Origin of the sequence: Streptomyces sp. NPDC093598 (assembly GCF_044764825.1) — a bacterium.
In the GTDB taxonomy this organism is placed as follows: Bacteria; Actinomycetota; Actinomycetes; order Streptomycetales; family Streptomycetaceae; genus Streptomyces.
In genome coordinates this window covers 582,246-604,093 of the sequence record NZ_JBIWIV010000004.1, presented here as the reverse complement: position 1 = coordinate 604,093, position 21,848 = coordinate 582,246, and the positions used below count along the sequence as shown (strand labels likewise).

Here is a 21,848-nt window from a genome sequence, read left to right as displayed (position 1 = left end):
CGATGTCCGCGCGGCACTCTACTCGGGGCTTCGCGAGTGCTACAGGTCGCCCGGTTGCGGCTTGGCCGGTTCGCCGGAGGGGCCCATCAGGATCGAGTGGGTCTCGTGGAGGTCCTTGCCCGCCTTCACCGGGACACGGGCCTCGGCCAGGACGATGCCGCTCGACAGGCGTCGAAAGGTGGGCAGTTGAGCGCCGGCCGGGAGGGCGGCGAGGAAGCGGGTGACGCGGTCGCGCTGTCCGGGGGTGAGGTCGCTCTCCCGGAGGGCGTCGACGGTGCCTTCGAGGACCTTCGCCAGGCGCTTGGCGCTGTCGGGGTTGCCGGTGAACAGGCGGATCCAGGAACCGTCCTCGAAGGTCAGCTTCACATCCGCCTCGACCTCGCTGAAGCGCATCCGCCGGGCGCCGGCGAGGGCCTCGCGCGGGTACTCGGCCAGGACGTCGGCCTTGGCGATGGTGCCGGTGCGGGTGCCGAGGAACAGCAGGCGGCGGCTGGTCAGGACCAGATCGGTGGTGTAGCCCTCGGGGCGGCGGTCCGGGTCGAGTTGCCAGGGGGTGGTGCGGGCGAGCGTGCCGGGGGCGGCCCACATGACGGGGAAGTCGTCGATCTCGTTCTCGCGTTCCTCGGGCGTTCCGGTCGTGGGCACGCTGCCGAAAGGGCTGCCCGAGGCGCCTGCGATGTTGGCGACCAGGTTGGCGAGGAGCGGGATTCCGAACGCCAGGGCACGGCCGGTGCGCCGGGCCACGCGGTCGCCCGTGCCGCGCAGGGTGTGGACCGGGCCGGGGGGCCAGCCCGGGAGTTCGCCCTGGATGTCGTCGCGCCGCGGGTCGCGGAACCAGCGGCATCCGGCGACCGGTGCGGCCAGTCCGCTCGCGAACCGGGCCGGGGTGCGCAGCAGCAGATCCTCGTCGGCGCCGGGGTACCAGTCCATCAGTGCGTCACTTCCCTCCGGGGAACTCGACCGAGCCGATGATCTCGGCCATGGCGTGCGAGAACTCCTCCCACTGCGCCACCGAGGCGGTGTCGAGGGTCAGTACGGCCGTGTAGGGGCCCGCCGGGAACGGGATGTGCACCTGGATCTGGCCCATGACCAGTTCCTCGTCCACCCCGGACGTGGTGTACGCGCCGTCCACCAGCAGCTTCCGGAAGGTGATGCCGTAGACGGCCGGGCCGCACGGCAGGTCCAGCCAGGCCACCTCGCGCAGCGGGTCGCCCAGCAGCGCGGCCCGGGTGCCCTCGGCGACGACATCGGGGTCCGCGTCCCCGCGCTCGTGGACGGCCAGGGTGAGCGCGCAGTGCGCCACTCCGCCGCCGTCCGCGATCTCGTAGAGGCCGATCCCGAAGAACGCGACGCCGTCGGTGAGCAGTTCGTCGGCCATGGCGCCGTAGAGGGAGCTCATGGTGTTCCACAGGGGTTCCTCCCCCTGCGGATAGATGTCCCGGACGAGACGCCGTGCCGCCTCGGCGCGTTCCTGCGGGTCGAGGGAGACCTCGATGGCGTGGATGCCCTCGGGGAGGCGGAGGGCCAGGGGCGGCAGGGTGGCGTCGGCGACGGTCAGGGCGGTCATGCGTGGGTCCCGAAGTCGTGCGTGGCGATGGTGTGCAGCTTCAGGGCGTTGAGTCCGCCCTTGATCGAGGCGTCGAGTGCGCGTCCCGCCCGGCTCATCGGGGCGATGGCCTCCTCGCCCTTGATGAACGGCAGCTTCGAGGCGATGGTGTTGATGCCCTGGGTGCCGAGGATCTGGCCCTTGCGGACGTTCTGCAGCCCGCTCTCGACGGCCAGCGTCAGACGGCTGCCGCCCTCGCCGAGCTTCACCACGGGCGCGGCCTTCAAGGGGCCGAACAGCACGAACGACTTGCCGACGCTGGTGACTCCGCGGTACCCCTCGCCCAGCTCCGCGGCCCGCGCGGTCGCACTGACTCCCTTGGCCAGCTCGGCACTGCCGGTCAGCCCCTTCACGCCCGGCAGGATGCCCAGCGCGTCGAAGCCGATGTCGGTCCAGGAGACGTCCGCGCCTGCCGCCTTGGCGACGGCGTGGGTCAGCAGGGCCGCGCCGCCGGCGATCATCGCGCCGGCGGCGAAGATCGCGCCGAGGGGTTCGAAGGGGGCGGTGATGATGGCGAGCATGCCGAGTACGCCGCCGGCCAGGCTCAGGACGTCGCCGATGGTCTTGATGAGGTCGGCGTGGTCCTTGAACCACTCGCCGGTGGCGTTCCAGGCGTCGGCGATGCCGTGCCCGAGCTGGTCCCAGAAGCCGGGCTCGTCGGGTGCGATGCCGGCGGCCTTGTCGAGGTCCCGGCCGACGAGTCCGGCGGCGTGCCGGTACCTCTCCTCCAGGCCGTGCACCCTCTGGATGACGCCGTTCACGTCCCCGGAGGCCTTGCCGTACGCCTCGGTCCCCTCCTTGGCGTCCGCCTGCGCGTCGAGCTTCTCCGCGGCCTCCTTCTCCAGCCGGTCCGCCTCGTCCTGGAACCCGTCGAGCTGACCGGCCCATCGGTGCAGGGCCCGGGAGGCCTTGTCGAAGGACTCGTAGCTCTTCCTGATCAGGGGCGTGACGTCGGTGGAGATGTGCTCGCTGAACGCGACGGCGGTCTTGCCCTTCCAGGCGCCGCACTCGATGCGCTCCAGTTCCCGTACGGCGGTGCCGAGTTCGCTCGCGAGAGCGCCGATCCGCTTGGCCAGCTCACGGGTCTGCTCGACGTCGCCGGGGGTGGGGTCCCAGCCGATGTGAGGGAAGGAGGGGCGTCCCATACGGCCTGTCAGCGCCCCTTTTCGGCGGCCTTGGAGGCCTTGGAGGCCTTGGAGGCCTTGGAGGCCGTCATCGACTCGGCAAGCTCCAGGTCGAGCTTGTCGAAGGTCGCGCCGATCTTGTTGATCATCTTGACGGCGTTATGGGTGTGCTTGCCGAGCTGTTTGATGCCGTAGGCCCAGTCGTCGGCGAAGTCGTGCACGTCGTCGACGAGCCGGGGCGCCCCGACGACCGAACCGTCCGTACCGCGCAACGTCCGCCGGGCGCCGTCCATACGGTCGGAGATCGTCGAGAAGGTTCGCTTCAGGTCCTCGAAGACGGTGTCCTCGAGCCGCAGATCACTCACTTTGCGTTCCCGGCGGTCCGGTGGGCGGGGCGTTCGTGATCCTAGGCAGGGGTTCACGGCGTGTGACCGGTGCTGGTGAAAGGATGGGCGTTGCTTGGGTCGGGAATGGGAGCGGGTTTGCCGGGGCTTGAGGTGAGGGCGGTCGTGGGGCGCCTTCGTGCGGACGCCCGAGCGGGCCGGTGTCCACGTCTGGGACCACGAGACGGACGAACGCAATCTCGTGGCCTCGGACCTGGCCGGCTATGTGCGCAGAGCGCTGGAGAGCGGGGGAGAGGACTGGTACCGGTGACTTCAGTCCAGCTTCGCGTCTCCCGGCCTGTCCTGGACCATGGCCATGCCGTCGACGGAGCAGGAGACGGCGGCGATGCCACCGCTGAGCATGGTCTGGGCGTGCATGGGTGTGGGTGATGCCCTGGAAGGTCGTCGTGGCGCGGAACGCGAGTGACTCGTCATCGGCCTGCGCCACCGGCTTCGCCTTCGCCGTGAAGCCGTCGCCGCAGGTGTTCACGCCCTTGGACAGCCCGGCGGACGCCGCCTCGGCTTTGCCCGGGGAGGCGTACGTCATGAGCGTGTTGTACGTCAAAGCGCTGCCCTTCGGGACGTAGTGGGTCGGATCCGCCTGCGGCTCTCCGACGGCCAGTTGGTTCATCGCGAGGGCCGGCGGGGCAGGGGCCGGCTTGTCGACCGTGACGTCGTCGGCGGACTTGGCCTCCTGAACCCCCCGGACCTCGATGCCCTGAAGGGGCGACGTCGACGCTCACGACCGTCACCCTCACGAGGGCAGGACTGTGCCACGCCTCACCCGACTTCGTGAGTGAATCGTGCAGGCCTGATGGCCGACAGGTAACGAACGAGCCGCTCGCGCAAGCCTGTTGGGCCGGGTGGCGATTCGCTGGCGCACAGGTCCGGCTGTCATATGGCGCTGGTCCCGGCCGGGTTGGGCGGGCGTGACGTTGCAGATGGATAACAGGCCGCGCCCTGCGGCCCGTGAGGCCGGACGCGCCTTGAGGGGCTTATGTGCGGCTGATACGGTGCGATGGCTTGACACTCACCCCCAGTGCTGGCTATTCGCCCAGGTCGGGCGGGTACGTCCGGCCCGTCCCACACGTCTCCGTGCGGGTCGCCGCGGGCGAAGTGTCCGAATTTGAAGGCACATGACAGACATCTTCTTGGGTGTACGGGGAGCGGTTGCGTGAAGATCCAAGAGCGTACGGGGGCGGGCGCAGGTCGTTCTGCCGCTCCGGCTCAGCCGTCGGTCGGTGACCGGCTTCCCACCCCGCCTCGCGAGCGCAAACCGGCGCTGGCCGCGCTCGCGGTGCTGCTGATCCTGGTGGGCGCGCTGGGTGCGACCATGCTCGTGCTCCAGGCCGGTGACCGGATCGAGGTCGTCAAGGTCACGCAGGCCATCCCCGCGGGCGGCTCGGTCAGCACGTCGAACACGACCCCCGTCATGGTCGCCAAGGACGACAGCATCCACTACGTCGAGTGGACCCAGCTGAACCAGCTGAAGAAGCTGAAGGCCGTCAGCGCCATCCCCGCCGGAGTCGTCGCGGTCGGCGAGATGTTCGGAGACGAGGCGGGTGTCGCCGCCGGCAAGGCCACCGTGGGTCTGTCCCTCAAGGCCGGCCAGTACCCGACCGGCATCAAGCAGGGCGACACCGTCGCGGCCTACCGCGTCAGCTCCGCCACCGGCTCGGGCAACAGCAACAGCAACTCCTCGTCGTCGTCGGCGTCCAGCAACTCCGTCATCGTCGACAACGCCCGCGTCACCTACGTCCCGAGCGCCAAGGACAGCGGCGACGAACTCGTCAGCAGCACCAACCTGGCGGTCACCCTGACCGTCGACAGCGACAAGGCCGCCGACCTGGCCCAGGCCGCCTCCAACGGCGAGGTCGCTCTCGTCCAGGTCCCCGGTACCTCCGGCAACTAGAAGGCGGCACCCAACCCATGGCGCTCATCGCTCTCGCCGCCGACAAGGGTTCCCCCGGCGTCACCACCGCGGCCGTCGCACTCGCGGCGGTCTGGCCGCGGCGTGTCCTGCTCGCCGAGGCGGACCCGGCGGGCGGTGACCTCGTCTACCGCAGTGCCGCCGCGCACGGCGGACCGCTCAACCCCAACACCGGCATGCTCTCCATCGCCGCGACCGCCCGCCGCGGCCTCGTGCCCGACCAGCTGTGGGACCACGTCCAGCCGCTGAGCGGCGGGCTCGAGGTGCTCGTGGGGCTCGGGATCGCCGAGCAGGCAGCCGGCCTGGCCGGGCTGTGGCCGACCCTCGGGCACGCCTTCAACTCCCTCGCCGACTCCCCGCACGCCGCCGCCGACGTCATCGCCGACTGCGGACGCATCAGCGGGGACACCCCGGCCGTCGAACTGTTCCCGCACGCCGCGCTCGTGCTGCTGATCTCGCGCACCGAGCCGGAGGCCATCGCCCGCGTCCGTGACCGCGCCGCCGCCCTCGCGGGCAAGCTGCACGGCGGACCGCGCGGCGCCGCGAGCCTCGGCACTCCGATGATCGGCGTCGTCCTGATCGCCGACACCGGCACGGCCGGCAAGCTCGCCTCGCAGGTCAACGACATGCTCGTGCACGCCCAGACCGGGGCCCGCGTGGTCGGCACCATCGCCGACGACCCGGCCGGCGCCGACCAGTTGGCCGGCCGTAAGCGCGGGCGTCTCGACAAGTCGCTGCTGATCCGCTCGGCCCGCAAGGTCGCCGCCGACCTCTACCAGCAGTACGGCGCCGCGTGGGCCGCCTCCGCCCAGGCCAACCAGACACCCCAGGCCCACCACGCCCCGCACGCCCCGGGCCAGATGCAGGGCCACGCGGGGGCCGGCGCATGACCGCTGTCGACCACCAGTTGGTCAAGCGGTTCCGCCAGGACGCCGGCGACCGCATCGCCGAGCAGCGCCGGCAGGACCAGGTCGCGGGCGTCACTCCGATGTCCACGGAGGACGAACGGCAGTACGCCCGTGCCGTCATCGCCCAGATCCTGGAGGAGTACGCCCGCACCGAGATCAACGCGGGCCGTACGCCGCTGGACGCCGAGACCGAGGAGCAGTACGCGGCCGCCGTGCACGCCGCGCTGTTCGGCGTCGGCCGGCTCCAGCCGCTGCTGGACAACCCCGAGGTCGAGAACATCGACATCAACGGCTGCGACCAGGTGTTCGTCGGGTACGCCGACGGCCGCGAGGTGCAGGGCGAACCCGTCGCCGAGACCGACGAGGAGCTCATCGAGCTCATCCAGGTGCTGGGCGCGTACTCGGGTCTGTCCTCGCGTCCCTTCGACTCCGCCAACCCGCAGCTCGACCTGCGGCTGCCCGACGGTTCGCGACTGTCGGCCGTCATGGACGTCACCCGGCGCCCCGCGCTGTCCATCCGCCGGGCGCGCATGGGCAAGGTGTTCATCTCCGACCTCGTCGGCAACGGCACCCTCACGCCCGAGGTCGCCCACTTCATGGCCTGCGCGGTCCGCGCCCGCAAGAACATCATGATCGCCGGCGCCACCAACGCCGGTAAGACCACGCTCCTGCGTGCACTCGCCAACGAAATCCCGCCGCACGAGCGCCTCATCACCGTCGAACGGGCCCTGGAGCTCGGCCTCGACACCTTCCCCGACCTGCACCCCAACGTCGTCGCCTTCGAGGAACGCCTGCCCAACTCCGAGGGACAGGGCACCATCTCGATGGCGGAACTGGTGCGGCGCTCGCTGCGTATGAACCCCTCCCGCGTCATCGTCGGTGAGGTCCTCGGCGACGAGATCGTCACCATGCTCAACGCGATGTCGCAGGGCAACGACGGCTCCCTGTCCACGATCCACGCCAACAGCTCGCACGAGGTCTTCAACCGTATTTCCACCTACGCGCTGCAGGCCACGGAACGGCTGCCCATCGAGGCCAGCCAGATGCTGATCGCGGGCGCGGTCAACTTCGTCGTCTTCATCCAGCGGCGCAACAACTACGGCAACGGCGGCCGCCTCCAGCGCATGGTCACCTCCGTCCGCGAGGTCAACGGCGTCGACGGACGCGTGCTGTCCAGCGAGGTGTTCGCGGAGGCTCCCGACGGCCGGATCGTGCCGCACGCCCCCATAGCCTGCCTGGAGGAACTGATGGCACACGGCTACCGGCCGTCCGGGACCTGGGGGTGAGCCGGGCATGAACACGACCTACACGGCCATCGGCTCGCTCGGCTCCATGGGCGGCCTGTTCTCCACCACCGTCCTGTACGCGATAGGGAGCGGCGTCGCCGTCGGCGGCGGACTCGCCCTCCTGCTCATCGCCGTCCGCGGACTGCCCGCCAAGCCCGACCACGAGAAGCAGAAGGCCGCCGAGCGGGCGAGCGAACTCATCCGCTTCGCCGGCCGGCGCGGCTCACTCGCCGCCATCGTCGGCCTGGTCGTCCTCGTCCTCACCCGCTGGGCCGTCGCGGGCATCGCGGCCGGTGTCCTCGTCTTCTTCTGGGACCGCCTGTTCGGCGGTGCCGGCGAGGAACGGGCCGCCATGCGCCGCGTGGAGGCCCTGGCCTCCTGGACGGAGTCCCTGCGCGACACCATCGCCGGCGCCGTCGGCCTGGAGCAGGCCATCCCGGCCTCCGCCCGCGCCGCGGCCCCCGTCCTGCGGCCCCACCTCGACGCCCTCGTGGACCGGTTGCGCGCCCGCACCCCGCTGCCCGAGGCGCTCCAGCAGCTCGCCGACGAGATCGACGACGCCTCCGCCGACATCATCGTCGCGGCCCTCATCCTCAACGCCCGCCTGCGCGGCCCGGGTCTGCGCCAAGTGCTCGGCGCCCTGGCCAAGTCGGCCCGCGAGGAGGTCGACATGCGCCAGCGGGTCATGGCCCAGCGCGCGTCCACCCGCAGGTCGGTGCAGATCGTCGTCGCGGTCTCCATCGCGTTCGTCCTCGGCCTGTCGATCTTCAACCGCGACTTCGTGGCGCCGTACGGAACGGCCGTCGGCCAGCTCGTCCTGGCCTGTGTCTGCGGCCTGTTCGCACTCGGCTTCTGGTGGCTGCGCAAGCTGTCCACCATCGAGACGCCCGAGCGCTTCCTCGTCCGCGACGAGGCCTCCGTCCAGTTTGTCCGCCCCAGGACGCCGTCGCACGCGCAGTCCCAGCAGCGGCTGCCGCAGGAAGAGGGGGCACGCTGATGGACCTCACGATGCCGCTCGTCGTCGGCGCCGTCCTCGGCCTGGGCATCTACGCCCTCGTCCGCGCCCTCATGCCCAGCAAGCGCAGCGCGGTCTCACAGGTCGCGCGGATCGACGCGATGCGGGCCCGCGGCTCCGCCTACGAGTCGGCCCGCGTCGAACGGGAGAAGGGACGCCTGGGCGCGCTGCGGGCCGAAGTCGGCCTGCGCGTCTCGGAGTTCTACCTGCAGCAGGGCTGGGAGCAGCGCTCGCTGCGCGCGGACCTCGCGGTGCTGGACCGCAGCTGGGAGAAGTTCCTGGCGACGAAGGTGCTGCTGGGTGTGGCCGGCCTGTTCTTCGGCCCGTTCCTGTTCGCCATCGTCTACACGCTGGGCTTCGGCAGGAGTCCGATCATCCCGGTCTGGCTGGCCCTGCTCTTCGCGGCCGTCTTCTTCTTCCTGCCCGACCTGGAGGTACGGCGGGACGCGGCCGAGAAGCGGCGCGACCTGCGGCGCGTGATCGGCGCGTACCTCGACCTGGTGTCGATGAGCCTCGCCGGCGGACGCGGTCTGCCCGAGGCCCTGATGGCGGCGGCCGAGGTCTCCGACGGCTGGGCCAACCAGCGCATCCGCAACGCCCTGTCCGACGCCCGCATCACCGGCGTCAGTCAGTGGCAGGCGCTCGGCGCGCTCGGCGAGGAGATCGGCGTCGAGGAGCTCAAGGACCTCTCCGCCTCCCTGGCCCTGGTCGCGGACGACGGCGCCAAGGTCCGCGAGTCCCTCGCCTCCCGTGCCGAGACCATGCGGCACCGCGAACTCGCCGAGATCGAGGGCAGCGCGGGCGAGAAGTCCCAGTCGATGCTCGTGGCGCAGCTGCTGCTGTGCGCCGGGTTCCTGGTGTTCCTGATCTTTCCGGCGGCGATGCGGGTGTTCCAGGTGCAGTGAGCCGTGCATGAGCCTTGCAGCGACCTTCACAACTCCAGAACCTCGTGAACCGATTTCGAAAGGACAAGACGTCATGAACGGACGTACCTTCCACACCGGCATCCCGGCCGTGGACTTCCTCGTCACCTTCCTCCAGGCCCGCACCGAGCGTGCCCGCTCCGGTGAGCTCGACCGCGGTGCCTCCGCGGTCGAGTGGGTCATCATCTCCGCGGTCGTCGTGGCGATCGTCGGTGTGGTGGCCGCCATCATCAACGCCGCGCTGAGCGAGGGCGCGAACAAGGTCGGCGACTGCATCAAGGGTGCCGACGCGGGCAAGACCTGCTGATCGTCGTCTCAGGAGCAACGGGGTTCACGGGGATGCCGGCAGACGTCAGCAGACGGGCACGCCGCTGGGTGCGGGCCGCACGGAAACGGGCGGCCACCCGCGGCGACTCAGGCATGACCGCGATCGAGTTCGTGCTGCTCACCCCGGTCCTCTTCTTCTTGATCTTCGCGACCGTGCAGTTCGCCCTGTACTTCTTCGCGGACCACGTCGCCCAGGCGGCGGCCCAGGCCGGTGCCCGCAAGGCCCGCGCCACGGCCGACGAACAGCCGGGCGCGTGGCGGGGCGAGGCGCGGGACGTGGTGGACAGCTACATCCGCCAGCTCGGCCCGCAGCTGGTCCTCTCCCCGGACGTGACGATGGTGCAGCCGGAGCAGAACACGGTGGGCGTGGAGATCGCGGCGCGGGTGCCGACGGTGTTTCCGGGGCTGGATCTGACGGTGCACGCGCAGTCGGTGGGGCCGGTGGAGCGGTTCGTACAGGAAGAGGGGAACTGACATGTCCGTCCCCTCTGTCGAGAAGGTCCGCCGGGCCGCGGACGACCGAGGCCTGTCCACCGTCGAGGTCGTGATCCTCGCACCGGTGATGATCCTGTTCATCCTGGTCCTGGTGGCCTTCGGCCAACTCGTGGACGGCCGTGGAGCGCTGGACGGCGCGGCCCGGGACGCGGCCCGCGCGGGTTCGATCCAGAAGGACCACGCGACGGCCATGGCCGAGGCCAAGAAGGCCGCGGAGGCCAACCTGGCGGACGTCTGCTCGGGCCCGGTGTCCGTCACGCAGACCAGTCAGGGCTTCGAACCGGACACCATCTTCACGGTCGAGGTGAGCTGCCAGGTGCGGGGCCTCGCCATGCTCGGCCTCGACGTCCCGACGACCCTGTCGTCGAGCTTCAGCTCCCCGCTCGACCCGTTCCGGAGGTCGGCGTGAAACACTTCCGGCCGTACTGGCGGGCGCGTTGGGCGGCCCGCCGCGCACAGGTGGACGACCGGGGCTCGGGCGCCGGCGCGGTCATCATCTTCACGCTCGTCTTCCTGTCGCTCTCCGCGTTCGTCATCGACGGCGGCCTGTCCATCTCCAAGCGGGAACGCGCCGCGGACATCGCCGAACAGGCCGCTCGTTACGCCGCCCAGGACATCGACCGCGACGCCCTCTACGAGAACGAGGGCGGCCCCGCGCCGATCAACTTCGAGAACTGCGACGCCCGCGTGAAGGCCTTCGCCCGCGAGATGGACATGACGGGCGCGGACATCGGCGCGACCCACTGCGTGGCCGCGAACGCCGAGCAGGTCGAGGTCGAGGTGCAACTCACGTACTCCCCGGTCTTCACGGGGATGTTCTACGGCGGTGACGTGGTGGTCCACGGGCAGGCAGTGGCGCAGAACGAGGTCGGCTGAGCCGGTCCGGAACATTCGGCGAATCTGCACACCGTTCACCGTGAGGTCGGGACGGAGTGGGGCAGTAAGCGAGACCGGCTCATTTCCCGCACTGTGGGCTGCATTCCTGTATCGCGAAGTGGCAGAAGGTGTGAAGGCCGTGAGGTTTCAGGTGACCGAATGGTCACACCCGTGTATGCGCGCCCCGAATTCCACTCACACTCATATCCACGGACTGAGCACTGACTGGCCGCCCCTTCTCCCGACGTGCTTTGATCGGTCACGCTCGAGCACTTCGAACCATTAAACCGAAGGGAACCGCCCTCCATGGCCTTCACCCCGCAGATCCAGACCGCCCAGATGTCCGACGCCGAGCTGGACACCATCGCCGGCGGCCAGGCGGGCGGTGCTGCCGCGGGTGCCGGCGCCGCTGCCGGTCTCTACGTCGAGACCACGGCCGCCGGCCTCACCGCCGGCGTCGGCGGCGGCCTGGGCGTCGCCGTCTCGCCGCAGGGCATCGCGGCGGACCTGCACCTCAACGCGGCCGTCGCTTCCTGACGAACGCACACGAAAAGGGCCTCGGATCTCCGGATCCAGGGGCCCTTTTTTGGTGTGTCTCGCGTCTCGGGCCGGCGGTCTATTTCCCCCCGGCGTCCCCCTTGCCGCCCTTACCGCCCCGCTTGTCCTCGGTCTTCATGGCGTCGTTCACCTTCTTGGCGAGTTCGTCATCCAACTTCTTGAACTCGCGCACCACGGCATCGGACATACTCGCCAGCGCATCCAGCTGCTGCGTGATGTCCTCGCGCCCGTCTTCCCAGTTGGACTCGAAATCGTCGAGCGCGTCATTGACACTGCCGTCGCCGATGTCGTCCTTGTACGACGCGAAGAGCTTCTTGGTGTGATTCAGACGGGTCTTGATGGACCGCAGCCGGCGTCCGTAGCTCTCCAGCTCGGTCAGCGGAAGCGCGAGGTCGCTCTTGCCCTTGCCCATGCGGATTCCCCCAGCGGGTCGGACGGTCAGACGAAGCGGAAGGTACTCGTCACAGCGTCGAAGATGTCATGGAAGGCGTCGGCCAGGTCCAGCACGGGGCTGGCTCCGGAGATGAGGACGACCTGGTCGGCGGTTTTCGGTACGGGGACGTACGTCTGAGTGAGCACCATACGCAGGGTACGGCTGTCCCCCTCCGCGACGGGCACGTCCTCGACGCCGTACGTGCGCGCGGCCGGACCGAGCTCCGGGATGTCGACCGTCGTGACCTTGCGCCAGGCGTCGCCTTCACGGCGGGCGGTGATGGCGCGAAGGCTGTCGGCGATGGCCCGGGGGTCCGTCGACAGGGGAACGCCCTGCTTGTTCCGCGCGCCGAGGACGGAGACGGTGACGGTCGCGGAGAGCGGGATGCCGTCGAAGTTCTCCGCCATGCAGCCCAGGTACAGCGCACCGGAGTCGTGCGCGTCCTTGGCCATCTTGCGGAGCATGGAGCTCATGTCAGCGCGGTACGGAACACCTGTTCTTTTGCTGCCGGTGATTCCGTCACATGTGGATTCCGAGATCCTGGGTCGCAATATCGATCAACCTGGTATCGGGTACCGGCGGGGTCTCGTAGTTCAGGGCCCTGATGTGCTCGACGAATTCGTCTGGCAGAGAAACGTGATACTTGGCCACGTAATAGGGGAGATCCTCGCGCCAGAGCCAGGTGCCGTCGGTGAAGAGCGAGCCGACGCCTGTCAGGTCGGGTGCGTCGGGGTCCAGGACGTCCGGTCCCGCACTCATCTCACTCCAGATTGCCGTGCCGTTCCTGAGATAGTCGAGGATGCGGCTCTCGTCCGGCCCGGCCGAGGACCTCACGGCATCCTTGATCGAACCAGACTCCGCCAGGCCCCAGCCGGGGGAGAGTTCGGAGAAGAACCCTACGGGACGAATCATCGAAACTCCTTGTGCTGCCGCCGTCTTCAGGCCATCGGAAGGAAGGTGAGCCACACGCCCTCGTCCCTGATGTGCGGGGTGAAGGGACCTTCGCCGAAGCTGGGCACACCGACCGCGTTGGCAGGAGCCTTGACGGGGACTCCCAGAGAGTTCGCCATCTCCTGGATTACTTGCGGCTGGGCGGCTCCGGAATGGCAGGTGAGCACGCGGACTCGACCCGGCAGCGCTCGGGTTCCTCGCCCATGCCCTTCCTTCACGTCACACGCCGCTGGAGTCACTCAGCGGTTGATCGACTGGATCTCCTGGACGTTCATGTCCTGGGTGGTCTCGAAGGTGCCGTCGGGCAGGTCGCCGTCGGAGCCGTCGGAGCCTTGCCAGGTGATCTTCCAGGTGACGCTGGCGGAGAGCTGGTACGGGGTGCCGTCGGTCGCGCGGAGGTAGCGGATGCCGCACGGCGGGGTCTTGTCGGCGGCGCCCTTGGTGTACGGCGTGCCGATGGAGCCGTCGTCGTTGATCTCGCAGTCGCCGGAGGCGGGGAAGACCTCGGCGTCCTCGGTGCCCGGGTCCAGGTGCAGGGCGACCGGCTTGGCGGTGGTCTCCGCCCACAGGCCCGTGTTCGGCAGTGCGGCGCGGACCTTGACGTCCTTGAAGGTGCCCTTGTCGAGCCAGACCCAGGTCGGGAGGTTCACCGTCGACTTGCCGGCCGGCTTGAGCTCCACCTCGGTCTCGGGGACCTTGACTTTGTTATAGGCGTACTCGGCGAGCGTCTTCGGGGTGGGCGCGTTCGGATCGTCCGGGACCTCACCGGCGTCGACCCAGAACATGATGCGGCCGCAGTCCCACGAGTCCGAGGCGTCGGGGTCAGGGGCGACACCACGCCAGAAGTAGCCGTCCTTGCCGAGGTTGTAGTCCTTGTAGCCCTCGGCGGAGCTGTTCGTCGCCGCCTTCAGATCGAAGTTGTCGGCCGGTTTGCCGTCCCGGTAGTGGTCGGTCCACAGGCCCTTGCCGAACCAGGACTCGTGGATTCCGACATCGCCGCCGCCGTCCGAGTCCACGAACTTCTTCAACTGCTCCGGGCTGAAGGCGGGCTCGTACCAGCAGGCGGGGGGCTTCCAGGTGGGATCGACGGTGCCGAGGTTGCCTTCCTTCCCGCCGCCGTCTCCACCACTCGGGTACGTGACCCGGATGTTGGAGACCGAGGCCGACAGGCCCCCCTTGCCGTCGCTTCCGCCTTGCGGAGGCGGTGCCGCTTCGCCGCCGACCGGTTTGTCGGCGTGAGCCGTACCAGCGGTCCACAGGACGCAACCAGCCGCCAGCCCCACGATCAGCTTCGTCCGCCGGGACGCGGTCACCCTCGGCATTCGGCTGCCTTCCCCTCGACGGTGACCCGCTGGGCCCGCCAGACCGGGTTGTCCTGCACGGACGTCATGAGGAGGGTGAACTTCTGATAACTGGCCAGGCTTTCCTTCGTGCGGTGGACCTTCTTGCTCTTGACTTCCCTGCCGAAGACCTTGGACTGGTCCTCACAGAAGGTGACGTTGACCGTCTTGACCTTCTCGGACTCGTCGCCAGGGCTGATGTCGGCGTCGTAATACCGGTCCCTGCCCGTCAGCGTCCAGCCGCCGTCCACGTACTCCTTGATCTGCGAGTGCGCGTACTGGGCAGCCTGACCCGACGAGTAGAACTGGAAGGCGGGATCATTCGGATCCTGCTTTGTGATGCCGTGGTTCAGCGCCCGAATGTAGTTCGCGGCGTCTTCGAGGGCTGCCGCGCTGTTCCGGTCCGACGGCTTCTCGAAGTCGAAGACCAGATCCAGGTCCTTCGGGACACTCACGTCAGGCCGCTCGACATCGGTCGACGTCGCCCCGGAGGCCGAAGCGGAAGGGCTGCCGGCCCCCTTGTCGGCTCCCTTGATGTCGTCCGACGAGTCGTTGCCACCCCCGCCGCAGGCGGTGAGCAGCAGGGCCGCTGCCGCAGTGAGCGCGGCGGCTGTTGTCTTCAGAGCGCGGCGAGCCACTGGCGGATCTCCCCCGTTGTTCGATCGTCGTATTGCGTGTGCGGTAGAGAACGAAGCTATCAAGGGTGGGTAATGCGGCCTTGACAGGCCGTGGTGGACTGCGTGGGGATTGTGAGAGGCATGCGTGGCGAATGCGAAGGTGATGGTCCCGGTTGCCCGGTCCAGGAGCGAACTCCCGTGACTTCATGGGCAAATCGGACGCCCATGCGCTTCCTTCGATCCGCCCTTCGACGCCCTCCGTAAGAGTCCATAAGATCTCTGTAGGCTCAGCGCACACCCCTCACCTCACAGCTCGGCCTCACCTCACTCCACACACGACCCCAGGACACCCGCCATGCCGCGACGCCGCACCTCAAGCTCGTCAAGCTCGACGGGAAGTACGACGGGAACGACGGGAGCCACGGCCGCCCCCAGGAACCGGACGCCGCAGCCGGTGAGGCTCCGGCGGCGGTCGTTCGGGGACTGCGTCAAGGCGTTCTTCGCCTTCGTCGCCCTGGCCGTGCTGCTCGTCGGCGTGCCGGGCGCGCTGGCCACGCAGATCGGGTGGCCGCTGCCGAACGGGGTGCCGAGTTTCGACTGGCTGCAGCAAGAGATCACGGTCCACACGTTCCTGAACATTCTCACCGTCATCGTGTGGCTGGCGTGGGCGCAGTTCACGGCGTGTGTGCTCGTGGAGATGAAGGCCGCGCTGTCGGGTGTCGGCGTGCCGGGGCGGGTGCCCGGTGCGGGGCCGAGTCAGTTGCTGGCGCGGCAGCTCGTCGCCGCGCTGCTGCTCGTCGGCGCCACCGCCGCCAGCTTCGCACCCGGGCTGTCGCAGCTCGGGAACAGCTACGACGCCAACCAGAAGCCGACCGTCGCGGCCGCCCAGGCCACCCCGGGGCTCTTCGCCCAGCAGCAGGATCAGGCCGCCGGCGCCGCGGCCGTCCTCGCCGAGCAGGCCTCGCACGCCGCCGCCCACGCCGACGCCGGCGGCAGCACCGCCAAGCAGGGCGACACGAAGTACTACCGGATCCAGCCGCCCGAGGGGCGTCACCACGACTCCCTGTGGGAGATAGCGCAACGGCACCTCGGTGACGGGCGTCGCTACAAGGAGATCTTCGAGCTCAACAAGGACCGCGTGCAGCCGGACGGGTCCAAGCTCTCCGAGGCCAGTCTCATTCGGCCCGGGTGGATCATGGAGATGCCGGGCGACGCCCGCGGCGGCGACCTCGTCGAGATGCCCGACGAGGCGCCCAACGTGTCGCCCGACGTGCAGCAGCAGATCAGCGACTACGCCCAGACCGGCGACCATGCGCAAGGCGCAGGTGCCCAGGGCGGCGGACACGAGCACGCCGGTGGCGGCGCCACCCAGGTGTCCGTCCCCGACCAGCAGCGGCCCGCCCACGACACCGGGCACCAGCAGGCCACCGCCGTCGGCGCCGAGTCCGACAGCTCCTTCGGCCTCCCCGAAGCCCTCCTCACCGCGCCCCTCCTCGCCGCCGGTCTCCTCGGCGCCCTGGGACGGCGGCGCCGGCAGGCGCTGTGGCAGTCGGCGTTCGGGGCCGTCGGCGGGCGGCGCGGCATGGAGCCGCCCACGCCGACCGGGGACGCGCAGGACGTCCAGGACGCGCTGCTCGTCGGCGCCGACCCCGAGGGCGTACGGCTGCTCGACCGGTCTCTGCGCGGTCTCGCCGCCTCCCTGGCCGAGGAGTCGCGCGCGCTGCCGGTCGTCTACGCGGCCTGGCTCAGCAACGGCGACCTGCACCTCCAGCTCGCCCAGCCCGCCGGGAAACCCCCGGCCCCCTGGCAGCAGGGGCAGGACCAGACCTTCTGGATGCTCTCCCGGACCGACGCCGAGCGCTACGAGGACGTCGACACGGCCGCGCCCTACCCGGGTCTCGTCAGCCTCGGCACCATGGACGACTCTCGGCTGCTGCTCAATCTGGAGGCCGTGCCCGGCATCGTGTCGCTCAGCGGCCGCGAGGCCGACCGGGCCGCCGTCTTCGCTTCGGTGGCCGCCGAGTTGGCGACCAACGGCTGGTCCGACCGCATGACCATCACGCTCGTCGGCTTCGGGGAGGACCTCACCCCCCTCGCCCCGAACCGGATCCGGCACCTCGAGGACATCGAGGCGCTCGTCGAGACCATGGAGGCCGAGACGCGGCAGCGGCGCGGAGCGCTGGGCGCCGCCGGGCACGACTCCGTCCTCACCGGCCGCACCGGGCCCGCCCAGCACACCCGCTGGGCCCCGCACCTGGTCCTGCTCGCCGCCCAGCCGTCCGCCGAGGACGCCGTCAAGCTCGCCGAACTCGCCGCCGACGCCAGCCGCCTCGGCATCGGGTACCTCGTCGGCACCGAGACCGGCGATCTGCCGGGCGCCGCCTGGGAGATGGAGATCACCGGCCAGGGCAAGCTGCTGGCGCCGCTTCTCGGCCTCGAACTCGACGCCCAGCTGCTGCCGGCCGCCCAGCAGCGGGCCGTGGTCGAGCTGTTCGTCGAGGCCGACCCGGAGCGTGACACCGACGGGCCCGCGACCGCCCCGCCGTTCCTCGTCGACATCAGCGAGCAGGGGCGGCCGGCCGTGTACGCCCGGCTCGTCGGGCCGTACGAGATCATCGGCCTGGACGACCCGGACGGGGAGCGCAGCGCGCTGCTGCACGAGGCGCTCGCCCTGCTGCTCCTGCACCGCGAGGGCGTGCACCCGCGCGTGCTGTCCTCCGCGCTGTGGCCGCGCGGCGTCACCGACGACGTACGCAACGCGCTGCTGGACCGGCTGCGCGACTGGCTCGGCACCGACCCCGACGGCACGCCCCGCCTCGCCACCGACGCCTCGGGCCGGCTCACGCTCGCCAAGACCGTCGTCTCCGACCTGGACGTGCTGCGGTCCCTCTACCACGAGGCCACGCAGGGCAAGGGCGTCGACAGCCGGGCCGTGCGCGGGCGGCTGCTCACCGACGCGCTCGTGCTGGTGCGCGGGCCGCTGCTCGCCGACCGGCCCGAGGGCCGCTACCGGTGGCTCACCCACGAGATCGTCGATGCCCAACTGCCGCTGCTGGTCGCGGACACGGGGCTGGCGCTGTGCGAGTTCCACATGGAGAAGAACCGCGCGGAGAAGGCCATCGAGGCGCTGAACGCGGCTCTGCGCACCGCCCCGGCCGACGAGCGCCTGTGGCACGAGCTGCTGCGTGCCACGCACGCCACGGGCGACACGGACCGGCTGACCGTCCTCGCCACCGACCTCATCGGCCGCAGCGGGGCCCGCGGGCTGCCGCCGCGCACCGAGGCACTGCTCGACGAGCTGCTGCCGGCGTGGCGCGACGCGATCGCCGCGGCGGGATGAGCACCGGGCTGCTGGTCGTCGCCGCCGCGTTGTGGGGCGCGGCGGCGGGAGCGGTGCTGCCGCGCGCGGCCTACCGGTTCTCGGCGCCCTCGGGGGAGGGGTGGCGAAAGGAGTGTCCAGGCGGGCACGCCGTCAGGGGCTGGCTCGGGCGGGCGGCATGCCCGGAGTGCGCGGAGCCCGGATACGGGCCGCGTACGGCCCCCCTGGTGATCGCCACCGCCCTGGTCTGCGCGGTTCTCGCCGCCGCGACCGGCACCCGCCCCGAGCTCGCGGTCTGGCTGCTGCTCGCGCCGGTCGGCGTCCTGCTCACGGTGGTCGACTTCCGCGTACGGCGCCTGCCCGACCCGCTCACGCTCCCCTTCGCCGGTGCCGCCCTGGCTCTGCTCGGCCTCACCGCCCTGGTCCCCGAACACGCGGGCCACTGGACGACCGCGCTGCTCGGCTCCCTCGCCCTGGGCGGCGGCTATGTCGTCCTGTTCCTCATCAACCCCGCGGGCATGGGCTTCGGCGACGTCAAACTCGCCCTCGGCACCGGCGCCGCCCTCGGCTGGTACGGCTGGCCGACGGTCATGCTCGGCACCTTCGCGGGCTTCCTCCTGGGCGCGCTGTACGGCGTCGCCCTGATGATCCTCCGCCGGGCCAACCGCAAGACAGCCATCCCGTTCGGCCCGTTCCTGATCGCGGGGGCGTTCCTGGGCCTGCTCGTGGGCGCGTACACGGCCTGACACCGGCGCCCGGCCCTCGCAGGGGCATCAGGCCATGCCGTCGCTGGAACGCCTGGGATCTGCCCGACCGGCACTGTCATGATGCTGATCATGACAAATACACCCCCGTACCCCGTCGGTATGCCCCCGTACCCCACCGCCCCGTCCCCCGACCCCACCGGCCACCCCTACCACCGCCTGGACCGCGCCACAGGTCGTCACCGCTGGTGGCGGTCGTCGGTCGGCACCTTGCTGATGGCCGTCGCCTACGTCGTGCTCGTCCTGGTGCTGGCCGTCGTCTCCTACGTTCTCGGAACAGCGCTCGGTGCCCCTGAACTGCCGGACGGCGGTGCCGACTTAGGGCCGGTCGGGAACACGGCGATGGATCTCGTGTCCATCGCGATAGCCCTGCCCCTGGTGCTGCTGGCCACGCTGTGGCCGGCGAGACGGCCCGTCGGCACCGTCTCGTCGGTGACCGGACGGCTGCGGATCGGCTGGCTCGGGTGGTGTCTGCTGGCCGGGCTGCCGCCCATCCTGCTGCTCACGGTGACGGCCTTCCTCCTGCCGGGCGAGTCGGGTGAGTCCGACACGTGGGTGGGCTGGCGCAGCTTCCTCGCGGCCCTGGCCGTGCTGGCCGTCCTCGTCCCGTTGCAGGCCGCGGCCGAGGAGTACGTCTTCCGCGGCTGGCTGATCCAGGCGGTCGGCGCCTTCCTGCGTTCCCCGTGGCTCGTGGTCGTCCCGCAGGCCGTGCTGTTCGCCGCGGCCCACGGCTGGGGCACCCGATGGGGCTTCCTCGGTCTGCTGGTGAACGGCCTGGTGATGGGGCTGCTCACGATCCGCACCGGGGGACTGGAAGCGGCCATCGCCCTGCACGTCCTGAACAACCTGCTGGCCTTCGGCGCCTCCGCCGCGGTCGTCGACGGACTGGTGTCGGACGAGACCGCGGCCGACGCGCCCTGGCAGCTGGCCCTCGCCGCCATGGCCACCGACCTGCTCTACGCCGCGATCGTGCTGTGGCTCGCCCGGCGGCGCAAGCCGCAGCGCCTCTCGGCCCCGGCGCCGCCGCCCACCCCGTACCCCGGCCCCGCCCGCACGGCCTGACGTCCAGCCGCCCGAACCCCTGGCGTACGCTGGGCTGGTCCGTCCACAACCCTTACGAAAGGGACGCCCGGTGACCGAGAAGGCCGACCTTCAGCCCATCCTCGACCGTGCAGCCGCCGGTGGGCGGATCACCCCGGACGAAGCGCTCGTGCTCTACCGGGACGCCCCGCTGCACGCGCTGGGCGCCGCCGCCGACGCCGTGCGCCGCCGCCGGTACGCCGGGACCGAGCACATCGCGACGTACATCATCGAGCGCAACATCAACTACACGAACGTCTGCGTGACGGCGTGCCGGTTCTGCGCGTTCTACGCCGCTCCCAAGGACACCGCCAAGGGCTGGACGCGCGACCTGGACGACATCCTGCGCCGGTGCGCGGAGACCGTCGAGCTGGGCGGCACGCAGATCATGTTCCAGGGCGGGCACCACCCGGACTACGGCGTCGAGTACTACGAGAAGCACTTCGCGGCGATCAAGAAGGAGTTCCCGCAGCTGGTCATCCACAGCCTGGGGGCGTCCGAGGTCGAGCACATGGCCCGGATCTCCAAGGTGAGCGTGGAGGAGGCCATCCAGCGGATTCACGCCGCCGGGCTCGACTCCTTCGCCGGCGCCGGTGCCGAGCTGCTGCCCGAGCGGCCCCGCAAGGCCATCGCCCCGCTGAAGGAGTCCGGCGAGCGCTGGCTGGAGATCATGGAGATCGCGCACAACCTGGGCGTCGAATCCACCTCCACCATGCTCATGGGCACCGGCGAGACCAACGCCGAGCGCATCGAGCACCTGCGGATGATCCGGGACGTCCAGGACCGCACGGGCGGCTTCCGCGCCTTCATCCCGTACACCTACCAGCCCGAGAACAACCACCTGAAGGGCCGCACGCAGGCGACGCTCTTCGAGTACCTGCGGATGATCGCCGTCGCGCGGCTGTTCATGGACAACGTCGCCCACATCCAGGGCTCGTGGCTGACCACGGGCAAGGAGGTCGGGCAGCTCTCCCTGCACTACGGTGCCGACGACCTCGGCTCGATCATGCTGGAGGAGAACGTGGTGTCGTCGGCCGGTGCCAAGCACCGGTCCAACCGGATGGAGATCATCGATCTGATCCGGAAGGCGGGCCGGGTGCCCGCCCAGCGCGCGACCACGTACGAGCACCTCGTCGTCCACGACGACCCGGCCAACGACCCGGTCGACGACCGTGTGGTCTCGCACATCTCCTCGACGGCCATCGAGGGCGGCACGGCTCACCCCGAGCTGAAGCTGCTGGCTTCCAACTGACCCGACCGTGCTGACGATCCACACCGCGGACCTCGTGGTGTCGGGAGCTGCCCAGTGGCCTCCGCTGCCGGGCGGCGGGGTGCTGGTCGAAGGCCGGCAGATCGCGGCCGTGGGTCCGTACGAGGAGCTGGCGTCCGCGCATCCGACGGCGCGTGTTCGGCGCTGGCCGGGACTCCTGACCCCTGGGCTGCTCAATCCGTACGGCCCCGAACTGCTGGAGCGGGCCTATCATCCGGACCCGCGCGAGGTCGCTGAGCTGGGCACCGAGCCGCTCATGGGCGAGCGCCTGGGGTCGCTGGAGATGACTGACGCCCGCTGGGGCGCGAGCGCCCGGCGGGGAGTGCAGCGGATGCTGGCGCACGGAACGGTCGCGGTGGCCGGCGACTTGCTGCGGCCGGCGGTGCTGGACGCCGTGTACCGGGTGGGGATGACGGCCGAGGAGCGGTTCGGGGACCCGCCGGGGACGCCGACCCTCGACCCGCTGGCAGGGCGGAGCCTGACGGAGGCCATCCTGATGCCCCTGCCGCCGTACGAGGGCATGGATGCGACGTTCGCCGTCTTCGACGTACCGGACGAGGCCGCACTGGCCGAAGACGGCGCGCGGAGGTGCGTGGCGACGGTCGTCGAGGGCCGCCTGCTCTACCGCCGCCGCTGACCCCCG

The 21,848-nt window shown here is 70.4% G+C and carries 27 protein-coding genes; 17 read left to right on the top strand and 10 right to left on the bottom strand.

Going from position 1 to position 21,848, the window contains the following annotated elements; all coding sequences use genetic code 11:
- Window positions 1-39: 39 nt before the first annotated feature.
- The 4 genes from ACIRDU_RS18115 to ACIRDU_RS18100 are packed head-to-tail and all read right to left on the bottom strand — an operon-like array spanning window position 40 to window position 3,095.
- Window positions 40-930, bottom strand: a complete 891-nt coding sequence (locus tag ACIRDU_RS18115; protein WP_403580368.1) for a hypothetical protein — start codon at window positions 928-930, stop codon at window positions 40-42.
- Between the two features lie 7 nt (window positions 931-937).
- Window positions 938-1,567: a hypothetical protein gene (locus tag ACIRDU_RS18110; RefSeq protein WP_403580365.1), complete on the bottom strand. Its 630-nt coding sequence runs from the start codon at window positions 1,565-1,567 to the stop codon at window positions 938-940.
- Window positions 1,564-2,751 (bottom strand): putative T7SS-secreted protein, encoded by a 1,188-nt coding sequence (locus tag ACIRDU_RS18105; protein WP_403580362.1) that lies wholly within the window; start codon window positions 2,749-2,751, stop codon window positions 1,564-1,566. Before ACIRDU_RS18105 ends, ACIRDU_RS18110 begins: the two co-directional genes overlap by 4 nt.
- 8 nt (window positions 2,752-2,759) lie before the next feature.
- Window positions 2,760-3,095, bottom strand: coding sequence for a hypothetical protein (locus ACIRDU_RS18100; RefSeq protein WP_403580359.1), 336 nt, complete (start codon window positions 3,093-3,095; stop codon window positions 2,760-2,762).
- Between the two features lie 157 nt (window positions 3,096-3,252).
- On the opposite strand from ACIRDU_RS18100, the gene ACIRDU_RS18095 reads away from it, so the two are divergent.
- The 12 genes from ACIRDU_RS18095 to ACIRDU_RS18040 all read left to right on the top strand — a co-directional run bounded on the left by ACIRDU_RS18095 (window position 3,253) and on the right by ACIRDU_RS18040 (window position 11,410).
- Window positions 3,253-3,384 (top strand): hypothetical protein, encoded by a 132-nt coding sequence (locus ACIRDU_RS18095; protein ID WP_403580356.1) that lies wholly within the window; start codon window positions 3,253-3,255, stop codon window positions 3,382-3,384.
- Window positions 3,385-3,502: 118 nt separating this feature from the next.
- Window positions 3,503-3,700, top strand: a complete 198-nt coding sequence (locus ACIRDU_RS18090) for a hypothetical protein (protein WP_403580353.1) — start codon at window positions 3,503-3,505, stop codon at window positions 3,698-3,700.
- A 587-nt stretch (window positions 3,701-4,287) separates the two neighbouring features.
- Complete coding sequence (locus tag ACIRDU_RS18085) at window positions 4,288-5,025, top strand: hypothetical protein (protein WP_403580350.1); 738 nt, start codon at window positions 4,288-4,290, stop codon at window positions 5,023-5,025.
- A gap of 17 nt (window positions 5,026-5,042) precedes the next feature.
- Complete coding sequence (locus tag ACIRDU_RS18080; protein ID WP_403580346.1) at window positions 5,043-5,933, top strand: hypothetical protein; 891 nt, start codon at window positions 5,043-5,045, stop codon at window positions 5,931-5,933.
- Complete coding sequence (locus tag ACIRDU_RS18075) at window positions 5,930-7,237, top strand: CpaF family protein (protein WP_403580343.1); 1,308 nt, start codon at window positions 5,930-5,932, stop codon at window positions 7,235-7,237. The genes ACIRDU_RS18080 and ACIRDU_RS18075 overlap by 4 nt, the downstream gene beginning before the upstream one ends.
- A 46-nt stretch (window positions 7,238-7,283) precedes the next feature.
- A complete protein-coding gene (locus ACIRDU_RS18070; protein ID WP_403580639.1) occupies window positions 7,284-8,234 on the top strand; it encodes a type II secretion system F family protein in 951 nt (316 codons plus the stop codon).
- Window positions 8,234-9,157, top strand: coding sequence for a type II secretion system F family protein (locus ACIRDU_RS18065; RefSeq protein ID WP_403580340.1), 924 nt, complete (start codon window positions 8,234-8,236; stop codon window positions 9,155-9,157). The genes ACIRDU_RS18070 and ACIRDU_RS18065 overlap by 1 nt, the downstream gene beginning before the upstream one ends.
- 73 nt (window positions 9,158-9,230) lie before the next feature.
- The gene (locus ACIRDU_RS18060; RefSeq protein ID WP_031107180.1) at window positions 9,231-9,482 is read left to right on the top strand and encodes a hypothetical protein; all 252 of its coding nucleotides are present in this window, start codon (window positions 9,231-9,233) and stop codon (window positions 9,480-9,482) included.
- Window positions 9,483-9,514: 32 nt separating this feature from the next.
- Window positions 9,515-9,976, top strand: coding sequence for a TadE family protein (locus ACIRDU_RS18055; protein ID WP_403580337.1), 462 nt, complete (start codon window positions 9,515-9,517; stop codon window positions 9,974-9,976).
- A 1-nt stretch (window position 9,977) separates the two neighbouring features.
- On the top strand, window positions 9,978-10,406 hold the full coding sequence (locus ACIRDU_RS18050; RefSeq protein ID WP_403580334.1) for a TadE/TadG family type IV pilus assembly protein: 429 nt from the start codon (window positions 9,978-9,980) through the stop codon (window positions 10,404-10,406).
- Complete coding sequence (locus ACIRDU_RS18045) at window positions 10,403-10,873, top strand: pilus assembly protein TadG-related protein (RefSeq protein ID WP_403580331.1); 471 nt, start codon at window positions 10,403-10,405, stop codon at window positions 10,871-10,873. The genes ACIRDU_RS18050 and ACIRDU_RS18045 overlap by 4 nt, the downstream gene beginning before the upstream one ends.
- A 306-nt stretch (window positions 10,874-11,179) precedes the next feature.
- Window positions 11,180-11,410, top strand: a complete 231-nt coding sequence (locus ACIRDU_RS18040) for a hypothetical protein (RefSeq protein ID WP_403580328.1) — start codon at window positions 11,180-11,182, stop codon at window positions 11,408-11,410.
- 79 nt (window positions 11,411-11,489) lie between these two features.
- Here the strand turns inward: ACIRDU_RS18040 and ACIRDU_RS18035 are convergent, their stop codons facing one another.
- The 6 genes from ACIRDU_RS18035 to ACIRDU_RS18010 form a co-directional block, all read right to left on the bottom strand.
- Window positions 11,490-11,843, bottom strand: coding sequence for a hypothetical protein (locus ACIRDU_RS18035; protein ID WP_403580325.1), 354 nt, complete (start codon window positions 11,841-11,843; stop codon window positions 11,490-11,492).
- Between the two features lie 26 nt (window positions 11,844-11,869).
- Window positions 11,870-12,337, bottom strand: coding sequence for a hypothetical protein (locus ACIRDU_RS18030; RefSeq protein ID WP_403580322.1), 468 nt, complete (start codon window positions 12,335-12,337; stop codon window positions 11,870-11,872).
- A 46-nt stretch (window positions 12,338-12,383) separates the two neighbouring features.
- Complete coding sequence (locus ACIRDU_RS18025; protein WP_403580319.1) at window positions 12,384-12,776, bottom strand: hypothetical protein; 393 nt, start codon at window positions 12,774-12,776, stop codon at window positions 12,384-12,386.
- A 26-nt stretch (window positions 12,777-12,802) separates the two neighbouring features.
- Window positions 12,803-12,934, bottom strand: a complete 132-nt coding sequence (locus ACIRDU_RS18020) for a hypothetical protein (RefSeq protein WP_403580316.1) — start codon at window positions 12,932-12,934, stop codon at window positions 12,803-12,805.
- Between the two features lie 120 nt (window positions 12,935-13,054).
- Entirely contained in the window at window positions 13,055-14,137 is a 1,083-nt protein-coding gene (locus ACIRDU_RS18015; protein WP_403580313.1) for a hypothetical protein, read from the bottom strand.
- Window positions 14,125-14,793: a hypothetical protein gene (locus ACIRDU_RS18010; protein WP_403580310.1), complete on the bottom strand. Its 669-nt coding sequence runs from the start codon at window positions 14,791-14,793 to the stop codon at window positions 14,125-14,127. Before ACIRDU_RS18010 ends, ACIRDU_RS18015 begins: the two co-directional genes overlap by 13 nt.
- Window positions 14,794-15,226: 433 nt before the next feature.
- Between ACIRDU_RS18010 and ACIRDU_RS18005 the strand changes: the two genes are divergently transcribed.
- The 5 genes from ACIRDU_RS18005 (at window position 15,227) to ACIRDU_RS17985 (ending at window position 21,842) form a co-directional block, all read left to right on the top strand.
- Window positions 15,227-18,112: a BTAD domain-containing putative transcriptional regulator gene (locus ACIRDU_RS18005; RefSeq protein WP_403580307.1), complete on the top strand. Its 2,886-nt coding sequence runs from the start codon at window positions 15,227-15,229 to the stop codon at window positions 18,110-18,112.
- Window positions 18,109-18,837, top strand: a complete 729-nt coding sequence (locus tag ACIRDU_RS18000; protein ID WP_403580637.1) for a prepilin peptidase — start codon at window positions 18,109-18,111, stop codon at window positions 18,835-18,837. The genes ACIRDU_RS18005 and ACIRDU_RS18000 overlap by 4 nt, the downstream gene beginning before the upstream one ends.
- 90 nt (window positions 18,838-18,927) lie before the next feature.
- Window positions 18,928-19,917, top strand: a complete 990-nt coding sequence (locus ACIRDU_RS17995) for a lysostaphin resistance A-like protein (protein WP_403580304.1) — start codon at window positions 18,928-18,930, stop codon at window positions 19,915-19,917.
- Window positions 19,918-19,987: 70 nt separating this feature from the next.
- On the top strand, window positions 19,988-21,187 hold the full coding sequence (mqnC, locus tag ACIRDU_RS17990) for a cyclic dehypoxanthinyl futalosine synthase (RefSeq protein ID WP_403580301.1): 1,200 nt from the start codon (window positions 19,988-19,990) through the stop codon (window positions 21,185-21,187).
- A gap of 7 nt (window positions 21,188-21,194) precedes the next feature.
- On the top strand, window positions 21,195-21,842 hold the full coding sequence (locus tag ACIRDU_RS17985; RefSeq protein WP_403580298.1) for an imidazolonepropionase-like domain-containing protein: 648 nt from the start codon (window positions 21,195-21,197) through the stop codon (window positions 21,840-21,842).
- The last annotated feature ends 6 nt before the right edge of the window (window positions 21,843-21,848 follow it).

Bases quoted from the DNA above. Each gene is read 5' to 3' on its own strand.
- ACIRDU_RS18115 (WP_403580368.1), bottom strand. From the start codon at position 930: ATGGACTGGTACCCCGGCGCCGACGAGGATCTGCTGCTGCGCACCCCG.
- ACIRDU_RS18110 (WP_403580365.1), bottom strand. From the start codon at position 1,567: ATGACCGCCCTGACCGTCGCCGACGCCACCCTGCCGCCCCTGGCCCTC.
- ACIRDU_RS18105 (WP_403580362.1), bottom strand. From the start codon at position 2,751: ATGGGACGCCCCTCCTTCCCTCACATCGGCTGGGACCCCACCCCCGGC.
- ACIRDU_RS18090 (WP_403580353.1), top strand. From the start codon at position 3,503: ATGCCCTGGAAGGTCGTCGTGGCGCGGAACGCGAGTGACTCGTCATCG.
- ACIRDU_RS18080 (WP_403580346.1), top strand. From the start codon at position 5,043: ATGGCGCTCATCGCTCTCGCCGCCGACAAGGGTTCCCCCGGCGTCACC.
- ACIRDU_RS18075 (WP_403580343.1), top strand. From the start codon at position 5,930: ATGACCGCTGTCGACCACCAGTTGGTCAAGCGGTTCCGCCAGGACGCC.
- ACIRDU_RS18070 (WP_403580639.1), top strand. From the start codon at position 7,284: ATGGGCGGCCTGTTCTCCACCACCGTCCTGTACGCGATAGGGAGCGGC.
- ACIRDU_RS18065 (WP_403580340.1), top strand. From the start codon at position 8,234: ATGGACCTCACGATGCCGCTCGTCGTCGGCGCCGTCCTCGGCCTGGGC.
- ACIRDU_RS18060 (WP_031107180.1), top strand. From the start codon at position 9,231: ATGAACGGACGTACCTTCCACACCGGCATCCCGGCCGTGGACTTCCTC.
- ACIRDU_RS18055 (WP_403580337.1), top strand. From the start codon at position 9,515: ATGCCGGCAGACGTCAGCAGACGGGCACGCCGCTGGGTGCGGGCCGCA.
- ACIRDU_RS18050 (WP_403580334.1), top strand. From the start codon at position 9,978: ATGTCCGTCCCCTCTGTCGAGAAGGTCCGCCGGGCCGCGGACGACCGA.
- ACIRDU_RS18040 (WP_403580328.1), top strand. From the start codon at position 11,180: ATGGCCTTCACCCCGCAGATCCAGACCGCCCAGATGTCCGACGCCGAG.
- ACIRDU_RS18035 (WP_403580325.1), bottom strand. From the start codon at position 11,843: ATGGGCAAGGGCAAGAGCGACCTCGCGCTTCCGCTGACCGAGCTGGAG.
- ACIRDU_RS18030 (WP_403580322.1), bottom strand. From the start codon at position 12,337: ATGAGCTCCATGCTCCGCAAGATGGCCAAGGACGCGCACGACTCCGGT.
- ACIRDU_RS18025 (WP_403580319.1), bottom strand. From the start codon at position 12,776: ATGATTCGTCCCGTAGGGTTCTTCTCCGAACTCTCCCCCGGCTGGGGC.
- ACIRDU_RS18020 (WP_403580316.1), bottom strand. From the start codon at position 12,934: ATGGCGAACTCTCTGGGAGTCCCCGTCAAGGCTCCTGCCAACGCGGTC.
- ACIRDU_RS18015 (WP_403580313.1), bottom strand. From the start codon at position 14,137: ATGCCGAGGGTGACCGCGTCCCGGCGGACGAAGCTGATCGTGGGGCTG.
- ACIRDU_RS18000 (WP_403580637.1), top strand. From the start codon at position 18,109: ATGAGCACCGGGCTGCTGGTCGTCGCCGCCGCGTTGTGGGGCGCGGCG.
- ACIRDU_RS17995 (WP_403580304.1), top strand. From the start codon at position 18,928: ATGACAAATACACCCCCGTACCCCGTCGGTATGCCCCCGTACCCCACC.